At 29.9% G+C, this 15,022-nt stretch carries 11 protein-coding genes, 1 pseudogene and 1 riboswitch; of the genes and pseudogenes, 1 reads left to right on the forward strand and 11 read right to left on the reverse strand.

The window, feature by feature from the left end:
• Positions 1-161: 161 nt before the first annotated feature.
• From ACQZHJ_RS10435 to metF, 10 genes and pseudogenes are all read right to left on the reverse strand, one after another.
• Positions 162-416, reverse strand: a complete 255-nt coding sequence (locus ACQZHJ_RS10435) for a DUF1653 domain-containing protein (RefSeq protein ID WP_430485492.1) — start codon at positions 414-416, stop codon at positions 162-164.
• A 433-nt stretch (positions 417-849) separates the two neighbouring features.
• Positions 850-2,007 carry a tRNA uracil 4-sulfurtransferase ThiI gene (gene thiI, locus ACQZHJ_RS10440; RefSeq protein ID WP_430485493.1) on the reverse strand — a complete coding sequence of 386 codons (1,158 nt, stop codon included), beginning with the start codon at positions 2,005-2,007 and terminating at the stop codon, positions 850-852.
• Positions 2,004-3,150 (reverse strand): annotated as a pseudogene (locus ACQZHJ_RS10445) (cysteine desulfurase family protein). Before ACQZHJ_RS10445 ends, thiI begins: the two are co-directional and overlap by 4 nt.
• 160 nt (positions 3,151-3,310) lie before the next feature.
• Positions 3,311-3,748 carry an ACT domain-containing protein gene (locus ACQZHJ_RS10450; RefSeq protein WP_430485494.1) on the reverse strand — a complete coding sequence of 146 codons (438 nt, stop codon included), beginning with the start codon at positions 3,746-3,748 and terminating at the stop codon, positions 3,311-3,313.
• 362 nt (positions 3,749-4,110) lie between these two features.
• The gene (locus ACQZHJ_RS10455) at positions 4,111-6,690 is read right to left on the reverse strand and encodes an alpha-mannosidase (RefSeq protein WP_430485495.1); all 2,580 of its coding nucleotides are present in this window, start codon (positions 6,688-6,690) and stop codon (positions 4,111-4,113) included.
• A 273-nt stretch (positions 6,691-6,963) separates the two neighbouring features.
• Positions 6,964-7,575, reverse strand: coding sequence for a GNAT family N-acetyltransferase (locus ACQZHJ_RS10460; RefSeq protein WP_430485496.1), 612 nt, complete (start codon positions 7,573-7,575; stop codon positions 6,964-6,966).
• Positions 7,576-7,617: 42 nt separating this feature from the next.
• Positions 7,618-8,457, reverse strand: coding sequence for a homocysteine S-methyltransferase family protein (locus ACQZHJ_RS10465; RefSeq protein ID WP_430485497.1), 840 nt, complete (start codon positions 8,455-8,457; stop codon positions 7,618-7,620).
• A 17-nt stretch (positions 8,458-8,474) separates the two neighbouring features.
• Positions 8,475-10,823 carry a homocysteine S-methyltransferase family protein gene (locus tag ACQZHJ_RS10470; protein WP_430485498.1) on the reverse strand — a complete coding sequence of 783 codons (2,349 nt, stop codon included), beginning with the start codon at positions 10,821-10,823 and terminating at the stop codon, positions 8,475-8,477.
• Positions 10,816-11,484, reverse strand: coding sequence for a methionine synthase (locus ACQZHJ_RS10475; protein ID WP_430485499.1), 669 nt, complete (start codon positions 11,482-11,484; stop codon positions 10,816-10,818). Before ACQZHJ_RS10475 ends, ACQZHJ_RS10470 begins: the two co-directional genes overlap by 8 nt.
• Before the next feature lie 8 nt (positions 11,485-11,492).
• Positions 11,493-12,380, reverse strand: a complete 888-nt coding sequence (gene metF / locus ACQZHJ_RS10480) for a methylenetetrahydrofolate reductase [NAD(P)H] (RefSeq protein WP_430485500.1) — start codon at positions 12,378-12,380, stop codon at positions 11,493-11,495.
• A 72-nt stretch (positions 12,381-12,452) separates the two neighbouring features.
• A riboswitch (SAM riboswitch) is annotated at positions 12,453-12,683 on the reverse strand.
• Positions 12,684-12,841: 158 nt separating this feature from the next.
• On the opposite strand from metF, the gene ACQZHJ_RS10485 reads away from it, so the two are divergent.
• On the forward strand, positions 12,842-13,573 hold the full coding sequence (locus ACQZHJ_RS10485; RefSeq protein ID WP_430485501.1) for a lysophospholipid acyltransferase family protein: 732 nt from the start codon (positions 12,842-12,844) through the stop codon (positions 13,571-13,573).
• Positions 13,574-13,617: 44 nt separating this feature from the next.
• On the opposite strand, the gene ACQZHJ_RS10490 is transcribed toward ACQZHJ_RS10485, so the two are convergent.
• Positions 13,618-15,006 carry an alanine/glycine:cation symporter family protein gene (locus ACQZHJ_RS10490; protein ID WP_430485502.1) on the reverse strand — a complete coding sequence of 463 codons (1,389 nt, stop codon included), beginning with the start codon at positions 15,004-15,006 and terminating at the stop codon, positions 13,618-13,620.
• Positions 15,007-15,022 lie beyond the last annotated feature (16 nt).

The following is a 15,022-nucleotide window of genomic DNA, read 5'->3' on the forward strand; positions in this document are numbered from 1 at the left end:
TGCTATAACCTCTTATTCATTAAGATAGCTCAGAAAGAATTACCTCTAATTCCTTCTGAGCTATTACGTTTTACATTTAAACTAAATTTCAATCAAAATATTTTTTATCTTTAACTATAGATAAAAATCAAAACCACCAAAAAAATCCAATAAGAATTAGATTATCTATTTAAACTTTTAACCTCATATTCTTGAAATCTATACTTTTGTCCTGTAGGATTTTCTTTTCCTGCTGGTACCTCTTCTAAAAACATATCATAAGGTCTTACAAATTCTCCACATTCACCATATAAAGCTTTATATAAAACAAGTTTCTCTCTTGTCTCTGAATGAGTCACTATTCCCTGAACTAAATAAAGATCTCCTTTAAAATGTCTAAATATTTTCCCTACGCTATTTTCTATACTTCTACTCATAAAAAAATTCCTCCTTATAATATCGCCTGTATATCATATATAAATTGTAATTACTTTTCTATATTAAATATTAATACTGTGCTTAAATTAAGTGTAAATTACTTATTGCAACATATATACATAAAATTACTTATATATAAACTTTAATTTACTTGCTTACTTTAATCAAGTATTGTACTATTTTTATTACTCAAAAATTTATAATTACACATATATAAAAGAATCAAGCATAAACTTGATTCTTTTAAAACTTAGGCTGTGTTTTAACCTTGGGTTGATTTATAGATATAAATGAAAGAGCCTCTTAATTAGCAATTAGAGTTTCATTGTCTATTATTCTGGAATATACAATAGAAACTCTTTGCGAAATTAAGCAAGATCTGAAGATATAGCTATAAATCAACCTCACTAAAAAAGGATCCAACACTTTAATTTATTCAAATGTGTAAATTTCCATTTCATCAATAGCCTTATTTACTAAAGCTTCAACATCTAATTTCTCTTCTTGTATTCTGATATCCTTAACTCTTGGTTTAGTTTTAGGATGTTTCGGAACGAATATTGTACAACAGTCTTCATATGGAAGTATTGATGTTTCATATGTACCTATTTCTCTAGCTATATCCATTATATCTTCCTTATCCATAGCTATTAAAGGTCTAAATACAGGTCTATCAGCCACATCATTACTTACCATAAGCCCTTCCATAGTCTGTGATGCAACCTGCCCTATACTTTCTCCTGAAGTTACTGACTGTATTCCCTTTCTTTCTGAAAGTTCACAAGCTACTCTCATCATAAATCTTCTCATTATTATAGTTAATTCATCTTCTCTACACTTCTCTATTATGTCCATTTGTATTTCTGTAAATGGTACAACATATAAAGTTATCTTTTCTGTGTACTTTCCAACTATTTTAGCTAAATCCTTAACCTTATCTTTAGCTCTCTCGGAAGTATATGGATGTGAATGGTAATATATGCAGTGAGTTTCTACTCCTCTTCTAGCCATCATATAAGCAGCTACTGGAGAGTCTATCCCACCTGATAGCATAACCATAGTGCTTCCATTCATTCCATATGGTAAACCACCTACAGCCTTTATTTTATCCTTATCTGTAAATACATAAGCATTTCCTCTTATCTCTACATATACTCTGCACTCTGGATTATGTATATCAACTTCTATTTCATCCTTAAGCTCTGAAAGTATATATCCACCTACTTCTCTTGAAACCTCCATAGAATTCATAGGAAACTTTTTATTTGCTCTATTAGTTTCAACTTTAAAGGTTTTAGCTCCACTCTCTTTTATTTTTCTTAAAGCCTCTGCTTTTATATCATCAAAAGTAGCTCCTACTTCTGTAACTAAGCAAAGTTCTTTAACTCCAAATACCTTCTTTACTCTATCTATAGCCTCGTCTAAATCCTCAGCCTTTATAAACCATCTATTTTGGTCAGTTATTATTTCATGGTCTAAATCTTTCAATTTCTTTTTTATATTATTCTTTAATTTAGTTTCAAACTTCTTCTTATTAAGCCCCTTTAAAAATATCTCTGGTGCATATTTTACTAAAATTAATTTATTCATATTTTTATTCTCCTTAAAAATTTAAGTGATTTCTCTAGTGATTTTATAGTATAGTCAACCTCTTCTAAAGTATTGTACCTAGAAAAACTAAATCTTATAGCTCCTTGAATACATCTTGCTTCTAATCCCATTGCATTTAGTACATAACTTCCTTTAGCAACTGCTGACTTAGAAGAACAAGCTGACCCTGTTGATACGAATATATCATCCTCTTCTAACATATGTAATAAAACCTCTGATCTAGTTCCTAAAAATGATACATTTAATATGTAAGGACTATATTCTTCCCTACTTGGTGTATTTATTATTACATCATCTATTCTAGCCAACTTTTCTATGAAATACTCCTTTAGATTTTTTACAGTATTATATGAATCATCTAAAGCATCATAGGCTATTTCCATGGCCTTCACCATTCCCATATACCCTGGTATATTTTCAGTTCCTGATCTTAAGCCAAATTGTTGTCCTCCACCGCTTATTAAACTTTTTAGGTTTAATCCTTTTCTCAGATAAATAAATCCTACTCCTTTACGGACCATGGAACTTATGAGCTGATACTGAGTAAAAATCTATATTACATGCCTTAACATCGATTTTAAACTTACCAAATCCTTGGACACCGTCTACATGAAACTTTGCTCTCTTACTTTTTTCTTTTATTATCTTGCCTATTTCTTTTAGTTTCTGTATGCTTCCAACCTCATTGTTAACATGCATTATTGAAACTAAAACAGTATCCTTATTTATAGCTTCTTCTAATTCTTTTAAATCTATAAACCCCTCTCTATTAACCTTTAAATATGTTACTTTAATACCACTATTCTCTAACTCTCTATATGTATTAAGTACACTTGAATGTTCAAATTCAGTAGTTATAATATGATTATTTTCTCCCACTAAGCCCTTTATAACCATATTATTTCCTTCACTACCCCCTGAAGTAAATATAATCTCTTCCTTAGTACAGTTTAATCTTTTAGATATAGCCTCCTGTATCTCATTAAGCTTTCTTTGCGATTTAACTCCCAATTTATGTAATGATGATGGATTCCCAAAGTATTCATCCATTGCATTATAAACTTCATCTCTAACTTCTTTTAAAGGTTTAGTTGTGGCACTGTTATCAAAATAAACTTGCATAGTAACCCTCCTTCAAATATATGATTTTCTAATGAAATATCATATATACATCTTTATTAGTTATTATGTATATTTTATGGATTTTTAAAATAATTAATATATTTTTTATATAAAATAATAAAAAAAGACTTAATTTAGTTTCCTAAATTAAGTCTTTTTACTATTCCATTGCTACAAATTCTACCTTTTCAACTCCATGCACACGTTCTACTTCACTTAACATTTCTTTTATATCACATTTCATAGTTGATATATCAATAGTAAAACTTACATGAGCTAATCCATGTATAGGTAATCCTTGATCTATAGTAAGTATATTTCCACCATATTCTGATAAAAGATTTAATACTGATGATAATACACCTTTTTCGTGAGTAACTACCATATTAAAGATAACTTTTCTTCCTTGAAGTGTCTCAACAAATTCAAATATATAATCTTTATATTTATAATATACACTTCTGCTTATACCAGCCTGCTTAGTAGCCTCTGTTATTTCTTTAACTTTTCCCTCTTTCAAAAGTCTTTTAGCGTTTATTACCTTTTCAAAAACCTCTGGTAATACTCTTTTATCTATAACTAATAAATTTCCTTCCATAGAAATTATTCACCTCTTCTATCTTAATAATTATCATTAAAAATAATTAAATAATAAATTTATTTTATTTTGTCACTAATATAAAATAACATCAATACATAATATTTTCAATAAGAATAGTAAGTTCTATACTTCTAATTAATGTTCATAATTAAGAAATTTTAATAATCTTCTCATCAATCCCTTAATTAACTTTAATATTCTTTTTATTTCTCTTAGTTATGCTTTTTTGAATAACATCTCTTTTTCTCAAGTATATCACCCCGTATTATCAAAAACAACTGTTTGCGAGAAAAAGACACATTAAATTAACAAAAGAAAAAGGTCACATCATTTTAGATGTAACCTCTCTTCCTAATGTATTAAAGTACAATTTCAAATGTCTTGATTTTTCTCTTAGAAGCAATACTTTCTATAGAATTATCTTTAACATCCATAGCTTTTATTACCTCTTCATTTAAATTAACTTCATTTATTTCCTTAACATCTCTATTAACTGTTAATTTGAAGTTTTCTTCATTATCACCAATATTGAATAATCTTACTATTATAGAATCTCTATCCTCAGCCTTCTTGAATGCTGATAATACAATGTTATTTCCTTCTATTGAGATTAATGAGTCTTCACCTTTGCTGTCTCCTTGAAGAGCTAACATTTCTGTATTTAAGTTATAAGCTTCTTCATAAGCTCTCTCTCCAGTATAATCTCCTTCGTGAGCTATTACTGAGTACTCAGCAACATTCTTTCCTAAGCATTGAGCCTCTGGTGTTGGGAATACTCCCCAATCTCCTAACTCTCCAACAGATCTTAAGATAGTTATTGCTATTGTGTTCTCTCCATCTCTTAATACCTCATACTCCGGTAATCCCATATTAGCAACCATAAGTCCAACTTTACCGTCATTTACATCAACAAAGTTAGTTTGCTTTTGACAGTTAGATGGGTTTTGCCATCCTTCCCATGGAGTTGTTTCTCTTTCTATAACATCAAAGTGTCCTTCTGCAAAGTGAGTACTTGCCTCTATTCCTGTTGGGAATAATGCTCTTACTCTATGATCTTTTGCTGTGTTCTCTATTTCCACTTTAACATCTACTCTCTTAGAAACTTCACTTAAGATTATTGTAGAAACTAACTTAATTTCAGTCATTTCTTCTACTCTTCTGCTTTCTTTCTTAATAGCTTCTACTGGAACTTCTAATGTATTTCTAACTTCTATTACTTTTTCTACAGCATTATCTTTTAATACTTTAATTTCAGCTTTATCTTCTAAAGTATTTACTACTAAATCCTTCTCTGGAGCTCTAAAGATATACTCATCCCCTATATCTCCACAATCTTCAAAAGCATTTAAGTTTTTGTACTCTTTGTTTGTTCCCTTGTGAAGTAAATCAAATGTTCCATTCTCATTGAATTTTAATGAGAAGTATTTATTTTCGAAAGTTAAATCTTGAGAAAGCTCTTTAACTTCTACTGCTTCACATGGAACTATTTTAAATGATTTAAATCCTAAAGCTTTAATGTTGTTAGCTAAGAATTTAACCTTAAATCTATTTACATACTCAGGTTGTCTAAATCTATTGTTTGGTAAAGTATATTTGAAAGTTTCTCCTAAAGCTTCAACTACTGCTGGTACTTCTTCTCCACTTTCTGAAACTACTTTGAAGTTTTCTATTCCTGATTCTTTATTTAAATCAATTATAGCTTCTACAACTTCACTTCTATCCCATCCTAATGTATTGAATACAACTATGCTTTCTCTATCAGTAGTAGTTCCGTTTACTAAGTTTAACATGTACTCAGTACTTCTATCTATCATTTCTTCTGATATTTGCATACTAGCTTTGAATCTTGTTACCATATCTTGGTGAACTTCATCAATACTACATCCACAGATTGAATCATGAGGATGATTTTGAATTAAGTATTTCCATGATTGAAGTATGAAATCATTCTCGTATTTCTTTCCTTCTAATGCAGCCATAACGCCTAATGGCTCAACATATCTCTCTAAAAGAACTTGTGACTTATTATTCATTTGCTTTAAGTAAAGTCTTGCTGAAGCTGTGTTACATAAAGTCCACCATCCATCAGTAAATTGACCATTTAATTCTCCAGTAACTTCTTTTAAGTCCTTAACTTCTTCTTTGACATCAGCAATATACTCAACTAAATTACTATGAACCAATTCGAAATCAACATCTTCTTTTACATTATCTATGATATCTCCAACATTTGTTTGAACTGGCTGATGATCACATCCGTTCATTAATAATATTTGATTTGTTGTAGCATACATATCTGCTTTGTTTACCCTATCATTTAAGAATTCAACTGCTTCTTTCTTATCTTCAGGAATCTCATTACCATTGCTGTACCAGTTAGCCATAAGTATTCCTAAAACTTCTGATCCGTCTGGTGATTTCCATAAAACTTCTGAATGGTATTCATTCTCTCCAGCTTCTTCAACTTTTTGGTTATCAAATGCTATTGGAGTAATTCCTCTTCCAAATACTGCATTATCAATTCCAAATCCTCTTAATATTTGAGGTGCTTGAGATATGTTACCAAATGAATCTGGGAAATATCCTATTTTAACAGGCTCTCCAAATCTCTTTGCAAATCTCATTCCTAAAAGCATGTTTCTTACATTTGCTTCTGCACTTATTAAGTACTCATCTTGAAGAACATACCAAGGGCCTACATGAAGTCTTCCCTCTTCTATTAATTTCTTTAACCTATCAAACATATATGGCTTTACTTCTAAGTAATCATCTAAAGCTATTGTTTGTCCATCTAAATGGAAGAATTTAAAATGCTCATTATTCTCTAATGTATCTATTAATGAATCCATGAAATCTACTAATTTAACTCTATGTTTTTGAAATGGTATGTACCACTCTCTATCCCAGTGACTATGTGAAACTACGTGTACTTTTTTCATACCTAACCTCTCCCTTATCTAAAGTTCTTTAACTATATCTAGATTATATACGTTTACAACACATTTCTTCAATTTTCAATCTTATATGTTTAGTGGACTTTTTATAGGTTATTTAATTTTTAACCTCTATTTTAATTAATATGCTTTAAATAAGTTTGGATTTATATCTATAAACCAAAACTAGTTAAAAGTAAAAATTAAATATGGATAAATATATTTTTAATAAAAGATAAAGCATATCAAAATAACTTTGATATGCTTTATAAAAACTATTTATATATATTTAATATCATTTTTTATTAATGAATAAACACATATACTAATGTATTCATCTTTACTATTATTATAATAATGTTCTCTTAATACTCCATCCTTATGAAAGCCAAGTTTTTCTGATAATTTAATTGATGAAATATTATTGCTATCTATCATGGCTATAATTCTATTCATATTTAAATTTTCAAAAGCAAAGTTTTTCATAGCTTTAATACACTCTGAAGCAACTCCTTGTCTCCAAAACTTTTTAACTATAGTATATCCAATCTCTGTATTATTAGAGTAAAAGTCTATATTATAAAAGCCTATATCTCCAATAAACTCGCCACTTTCTTTATTGATTATTGCCCATCTTATCCCTTTTTTATTATTATACATTGCCTCAACTTTTCTAAGATAAAAATCTGCTTGTTTTCTTGGATCTGAGACTTCTATTCCTGAATATTTCATGACCTCTTTATCAGAAAATATCTCGATAAAATTCTCCCTATAAATTTCTGATATTTCCTTTAGTATAAATCTATTTGTTTCAATTACTGGAAATTCTCCAAAAATTCTTTCTAAATGATTTTCTAAATTTAATTTTTTCTGTCCACTATTATTCCCCATAAAGATCTCCCCAATTTTTAATTTTAGATTTGCTTTAAATACTTATACTAAATCTCTAAGCTCTCTTATATATTCTGGAGTTGTTCCACAACATCCGCCTATTATTTTCACACCTAATTCCTTAGCTTTTCTAGAAAATTCTTCAAACTCTAATGGACTTTGAGCATACTTTAACTCTCCCTCCACTCTTTTTGGCATACCTAAATTTGCTTTTATCATAATAGGAAGTTTTGTTTTATTCTTTAATATTTTTAATGCTTCTAATATTAGTTCATATTCAGTACAATTTATTCCTAACGCACTTATTCCACTATCATTAAAACTATTACAAAGTTCATCTAAAAATTTTTCTATATCTTTTTTACCTGCTAAAGTGAATGAACATATTATTGGCTTGTTAGTTAATGTTTTAGCTTTATTTACTGCTATTTCACCTTCTTTAATGCTCCCTAGTGTCTCAAATAAAACTAAATCATAAATTTCTTTTCCTACCTTAATTATTCTTTCCGTATTTTCTTCAATTACTTTTTTAAAGTTATCACTATATTCATCTAAGTAATATGAAAGTGGTCCTATATCTAAAGCTAATGAAACTTTATCTCCTGATGCTTTCTTTCCAATTTCAAGAGCATTAGTTACAACCTCTTCTAAAGAATATCCATTCTTTTTAGCATTTATTATATTACACATAAATGTATTGCTTAATATAATTTCAGCTCCTGACTCTATATACTCTTTATGGATTTCTTCTATTAACTCTTTATTATGAAGATTTAATATTTCAGAAGATGTTTTTCTCAAATCAACGCCTGCTTCCATAAGCTTAGTTCCCATAGCTCCATCAGCTATTATAAAATCTTTTTGTAAATCTAATTCTTTCATCTCTAATGTTCTCCCATCTATTTCTTAAATATATGTTTTGCTATTTCTACAGCCTTATTGGCATCCTTAGCATAAAAGTCTGCTCCTATTTTCTTTGAATATCCTTCTGTCAAAACTGCTCCACCAACAAAAACCTTAGTTTTTAAGCCTTCTTTTTTGAGAATTTCAATTGTATCCTCCATACTTTTAAGAGTTGTTGTCATCAAAGCACTTAATCCTAAAAGTTTAACTTTATGTTTATGACAAGTCTCAACTATTATTTTAGGCTCTACATTTTTCCCTAAGTCAATGATATCATATCCATAGTTTTCTAATATTACCTTAACGATATTTTTTCCTATATCATGTATATCTCCCTTTACGGTAGCTAAAACTATTTTTCCTTTTGAAACTTCTCCTCCCTTAAAATCAATAGAAGATTTAATAACCTCAAAGGACTCCTTAACAGTTTCTGCTGAAGCTATTAATTGGGGAAGAAATATCTCTTCTCTCTCAAACTTTCCTCCTACTATATCTAGGGCAGGAATTAAGTAACTATTTACTATATCCATCCCTTCTTTCTCTTTTAATAATTCCTTAGTTTTTTCTTTTGCCTCTCCCCTTCTCCCTTTAATTACTATATCTTTTAAGTCTATAGAAGCTACTACTTTTTCTTCACCCTTTTTCTCTTCTTTATTTTGAGAATAATGCTCTATATATCTATTAGCCCCTTCATCAATTCCACTTAAAAGTTCATAACCTCTAATAGTTTTCATTATCCCCTCTTTATTAGGGTTTACTATTGGAAAATCTAGTCCTTCATTTAGAGCTATACCTAAGAAGACCTCATTTATATTTTCTCTATTAGGAAGTCCAAAGGAAATATTAGAGACACCCATAGCAGTTTTAACTCCAAGCTCTTCTTTTATTTTTCTAAGAGCATCTAAAGTTTCTCTTACTTCCTTTTGATTTGTAGCAACAGTTAATACCAACGGATCTAGTATTATATTATCCTTGCTTATTTCATAAGCTAAGGCTTTATTTATTATAAACCTTCCTATTTCTAACTTTTCATCACAGGTTTTAGGTATTCCCTTATTATTTAAAGTTAACCCTACAACCATAGCTCCATACTTTTTAACTAAAGGAAGTATATTATCTAACACCTCTTCTTCTCCATTAACAGAGTTCACTATACACTTTCCATTATAATATCTTAATGCTTCCTCTATTACATTAGGATCTGATGAATCTATTTGAAGAGGAGTATCTAAAATACTCTGTAGCTCTTTTACTATCTTAACCATCATGTATTTCTCATCTATTTCAGGTATTCCTACATTTACATCTAATATCTTAGCTCCTGCCTCTACCTGTTCTATCCCTTGTCTTACTATATAATCAATCTCCTCATTTATTAAGGCCTCTTTAAATCTTTTTTTACCTGTAGGATTTATTCTCTCTCCAATTATAGAAATTTCATTTTCTCCCTTAGCTACTAAGGATGGTGTGCAAACTCCACCTACATTTACTTTTTCTCTCTTTTTACGTCTTATTCCTTTTAGCCTACTGGAAATCTCATTTATATACTCTGGCGTTGTCCCACAACATCCTCCTATATAACTCACACCTAATTCAACAAATTTCTCTGCACATTCTCCAAAAGCTCTTTCATCAACTTTATAAATAAGTTCTCCACTTTCTAAGCTTGGCATACCTGCATTAGCTTGTACTATCACTTCTAAGTTTGTTGAGTTTACTATTCTTCTAACTATATTCTCCATTTCTATTGGACCTAAAGAGCAGTTTACTCCTAAAGCATCTACACCTAAGCCTTCTAAAGTCATTGCCATACTCTCAGGAATGCATCCTGTAAATGTTCTTTCATTTTCTTCAAAGCTCATAGTACAAAAAACAGGTAAATCTGAATTTTCCTTTGCAGCAAGTATGGCAGCCTTAGCCTCATATAGATCACTCATAGTTTCTATAAGTATTAAATCTACTCCATTTTTCTTTCCCACTACCACCTGCTCTTTAAATATTTCATAAGCCTCATCAAAACTTAAGATTCCCATAGGTTCCAAAAGTTCCCCTATGGGCCCTATATCTAAAGCAATTTTAACCTCCTTATTTCCTCTTGCCTTCTTTGCTATATCTACCCCTTTTGTTATAACCTCTTCTAAACTAAAGTCTAACCCCCTTAACTTTTTTCTATTTGCTCCAAATGTATTTGTTGTTATAATATCTGCTCCAGCTTCAATATAGCTTTTATGAATCTCTAATATAACCTCTTCATTCTTTATATTAAAAAGTTCTGGATTTTCTCCAACCTTTAATCCCATTTTTTGAAGCATTGTTCCCATAGCTCCATCAAAAATTTTAATCATAGCATTTCTTCCCACCTTTTCTGTAATTACATTTATTATAGAAACCACATTGCTCACAACTTCTAATATTTTTATTATTTTTAAACTTACTTACCCCTATTATTGCCGTAACTGATTTTCTTGGAATTAAAATATTACTCTCTGTGACATTTAATCCAATAGTCCTTGATGCATCCACAAGTTCTAAAAAATCCTTTTGAAACTCTATTGGAAAATCTCCATAACCAGGACTAAATCTTCCTCTTGTGAATTCCTTATTAGCTTTCACTTTTTCATCTATAGAATTTTCTATTTCATCACAAACACCTTCTATAGCAGCTGTAGAGCAAGCATCTAAAACTAAAGCTTTTAATAAATCTACCTTCCCATATCTTTTAATAGCCTTTTCTACTTCATATCCTAATGTAACTCCAATTAAAATAACTTTGTAGCATCCCTTTAAATATTTTTTTATAGAGATACCTAATAAATTCTTATTTGTATCCTTTATTTCTAATCCTACCTCATTTTCTTCTATAGTGTATTCTCTATAAGCTACCCTATAATCAACCAACTCCCTACATTCTTCCATACATTTACAAATTAAATCTAACTCCTCCACTTCACCTTTTATGCCTAAATATCTAATAACCTCTTTTTTATCTATATTATTAATCTTCATTTTGTTCCTTAAGACACCTCTTCCTTTTTATTGACCGAATCTATAATATTTCTTGTTCCGCTAACTATATTCCGTGCAACATATGAGTTATTCATTGTGTATAAGTGTACACCTCTAACTCCGCTAGATATTAAATCTATTATTTGCTCAGTTGCATAAGCTATTCCAGCATCTCTTAAAGCTTCTTTATCATGTTCATACTTATTTACTATCTTCATAAACTTCTTAGGGAATCTTGCTTTGCAAAGGGATAATATCCTCTCTATCTGTTTTTTATTTACTACAGGCATTACTCCCGCTTGAATAGGTACATTTATTCCCTTTATCTCACAATATTCTAAGAATTCAAAAAAAGTATTATTATCAAAAAATAACTGAGATATTAAGTGTTCTGCTCCTGCATCAACCTTTCTCTTTAAAAAATCTAAATCTACCTTTCTATTAGTTGCCTCTGGATGAATTTCTGGATAGCATGCTCCTCCAATATTTATCCCTTTAAAATCTTTAATATGTTTTACTAAATCTATGGATGAATCATAATCTGAAACTATATCATTTAATCCCTTATCTCCTCTTAAAGCTAAAACATTCTCTATACCACTATTCTTTAAAGCAGTCAACGTATCCTCAATATCATTTCTTTTAGCACCTATACAAGTCAAATGAGCTAAAGCCTCTAATTCATACCTATTTTTAATAATAGAAGCCAACTCTATAGTTCTATTGCTTTTAAAATTTCCACCTGCTCCATAAGTTACACTTATAAAATCCGGTCTAAGTTCCTGTATATTTTCTAAAGTATTATATATATTTTCTATGGGAGTAGTTTCTTTGGGTGGGAAAACCTCAAATGATAAAACAAATTCCTTCTTATTAAATATCTCTTTAATTTTCATAATATCCCTCCTAAAATAAAAAATGCCTAAAGGAAATAATCCTTTAGGCAAAAATCGCTCATTATAATTTTGTACTTATCTCTCAGTAAACCTGCAGGATTTAGCACCAATATAGTTTCATAGCAATGGTTAAAGATAAGTATTAAACATTATATTTAAATTAATTATATACAGACTTAATAATATTAAATTTATCTATAAATTGTATAAAGTCTATATCAATACTTAAAATATTGTTGCAATTATAAAACTATTGGTTGCTGGGTTTCACAGGGCCAGTCCCTCCACCTCTCATGATAAGAAATTATTCTATTTTGGTAAATTATAGTATAAGTTTTCTCATAAGTAAATATTTAATATTTTTTTATTATTATAAATTTTTACTAAGCAATATATTTGATATTTTTTTCAAACTGTTATAATATTACTTAGTAACTAGTAATGTTAAAGGGGAGAAATATATGTTTAGATCTATATATTGGTATGGTAAAGGCTATACTTGGACATTAATAAAGTCATTACCTGATGTTAAGAAAATAAATAAATTAGAAGAAGAAGGTAAATTAGAAGAGCGTGAAGAATATATTTATAAATGTACTAGAGGTATAGTTAAGAGCTTCTTAGACCATGCCAACATTAAAGTACATGTAGAAGGTCAAGAAAACATTCCAGAAGGACCAGTTCTTTTAGTTGGTAACCACCAAAGCAATATGGATATCCCTGTAGTTATGTACTATATTGATAAACCAAAAGGATTTATAGCAAAAAAAGAACTTGAAAAAATGCCTATATTAAAACACTGGATGAATTTTTCAAGAGGTATTTTTATAGATAGAGAACATCCTAAAAAAGCTATGGCTGGTATATTAGAAGGAATAAAATACTTAAAAGAAGGATATTCAATGGCTGTTTTCCCAGAAGGAACAAGAAGTAGAAGTAGTAAAATGGGAGAATTTAAAGCAGGTAGCTTTAAATTAGCAACTAAATCAAAGGTTCCAATACTTCCATTTACTATTGATGGAACATATAAAGTAATGGAAGCAAACCATTATTTCATAAAGGGTGGTCAAGAAGTTAACTTATATATTCATCCACCTATTTATACAGATAAACTTACTAAAGAAGAACTTGCTGCACTTCCTAAAAAAGTTGAAGATATTGTTAGAAGTAAACTTCCAAACCAAGGAAGATAACAAAAAATCCATGAGCCTAAAAAGCTCATGGATTTTTATTTATATTAATTCAAAACAGTTCCTTGTAATTCTACCTTAGCCTCACTTAAAGACTTTTCTTTAAAGAATTCCTCTGTTTCTTCTATAACTACTTTTCTAAGTCCTATAATACCTACAAGGTTTGGTATCGCCATTAATCCATTTACTATATCTGCAACTATAAATATTAATGTTAATGGAAGGAATGATCCTACACCAACTAAAGTTATATATAGTATTCTATAAGGTTTTATAGCCTTTACTCCAAATAAGTACTCAACACATCTTTCTCCATAATAGTTCCATCCTAATATAGTTGTAAAAGCAAAGAACATAAGTCCTATGTTTACTATATATGTTCCTATGTTAGCAATAGGAAGTCCTATTTCAAAAGCTTGAGTTGTAAGTGCTGCTCCTTCTAAGTTTCCTGAGTAAGCACCAGTTAGTATAATAACTATACCCGTCATAGTACAAATAAGTATTGTATCAAAAAATGTACCTGTCATAGAAATAAGTCCTTGCTTTACTGGTGACTTTGTCTTAGCTGCTGCCGCTGCTATTGGAGCACTTCCAAGACCTGCTTCATTTGAAAATATTCCTCTAGCTATTCCACTTTTCATAACAGTAATTATACTAACACCTACCGCTCCACCTAATGCAGCTCTTGGGTTAAATGCACTTTCTATTATTAAAGCTATAGCCTTTGGAACTTCATGAATATTAAAAGCAATAACTATTACTACGCCTAAAACATAAAGACCAGCCATTAAAGGAACAACTTTTTCTGATACACTAGATATTCTTTTTATTCCACCTAAGACAACCAAGGCAACTAATATAGTAACTATTCCTGCTGTCACTATAGTTGGAGTATTAAATGTTATACTTGCTGCATCAGTTATTGATTTAACTTGTCCAAAAGTTCCTATACCAAGTAATGCTACTCCTATTCCAAAGAAAGCAAAAAGCTTAGCAAGCCAATTTAATCCAAGACCATTTTGTATATAGTACATTGGGCCCCCAGCCATCTGTCCATTCGCATCTACTGTTCTGTATTTAATAGCAAGTACACCTTCAGCATATTTTGTTGCCATTCCAAAAAAGGCTGCTATCCACATCCAAAATAATGCTCCAGGACCTCCAGCCTTTATAGCTGTAGCCACACCTACTATATTACCTGTACCTATTGTAGCTGATAAAGCAGTACATAATGCACCAAAGCTTGATACATCTCCTTCAGCATCATCACTAGACATTTCATCATCTTTCTTAAATACATACTTAAGAGCTAATGGTAACTTTAAAATTTGTAATAGTTTTAACCTTATAGTCAGGTACACTCCTGTTCCTACAAGTAGTATAAGAAGCGGTGCTCCCCATACAAGATTGTCGATTTGATTTAATAAATTTTCCATAAAAAAATCCTCCTAA

This window comes from Clostridium sp. B9 (assembly GCF_050509515.1).
Taxonomy (GTDB): domain Bacteria; phylum Bacillota; class Clostridia; order Clostridiales; family Clostridiaceae; genus Sarcina.

Bases quoted from the DNA above. Each gene is read 5' to 3' on its own strand.
- ACQZHJ_RS10435 (WP_430485492.1), bottom strand. From the start codon at position 416: ATGAGTAGAAGTATAGAAAATAGCGTAGGGAAAATATTTAGACATTTT.
- thiI (WP_430485493.1), bottom strand. From the start codon at position 2,007: ATGAATAAATTAATTTTAGTAAAATATGCACCAGAGATATTTTTAAAG.
- ACQZHJ_RS10450 (WP_430485494.1), bottom strand. From the start codon at position 3,748: ATGGAAGGAAATTTATTAGTTATAGATAAAAGAGTATTACCAGAGGTT.
- ACQZHJ_RS10455 (WP_430485495.1), bottom strand. From the start codon at position 6,690: ATGAAAAAAGTACACGTAGTTTCACATAGTCACTGGGATAGAGAGTGG.
- ACQZHJ_RS10460 (WP_430485496.1), bottom strand. From the start codon at position 7,575: ATGGGGAATAATAGTGGACAGAAAAAATTAAATTTAGAAAATCATTTA.
- ACQZHJ_RS10465 (WP_430485497.1), bottom strand. From the start codon at position 8,457: ATGAAAGAATTAGATTTACAAAAAGATTTTATAATAGCTGATGGAGCT.
- ACQZHJ_RS10470 (WP_430485498.1), bottom strand. From the start codon at position 10,823: ATGATTAAAATTTTTGATGGAGCTATGGGAACAATGCTTCAAAAAATG.
- ACQZHJ_RS10475 (WP_430485499.1), bottom strand. From the start codon at position 11,484: ATGAAGATTAATAATATAGATAAAAAAGAGGTTATTAGATATTTAGGC.
- metF (WP_430485500.1), bottom strand. From the start codon at position 12,380: ATGAAAATTAAAGAGATATTTAATAAGAAGGAATTTGTTTTATCATTT.
- ACQZHJ_RS10485 (WP_430485501.1), top strand. From the start codon at position 12,842: ATGTTTAGATCTATATATTGGTATGGTAAAGGCTATACTTGGACATTA.
- ACQZHJ_RS10490 (WP_430485502.1), bottom strand. From the start codon at position 15,006: ATGGAAAATTTATTAAATCAAATCGACAATCTTGTATGGGGAGCACCG.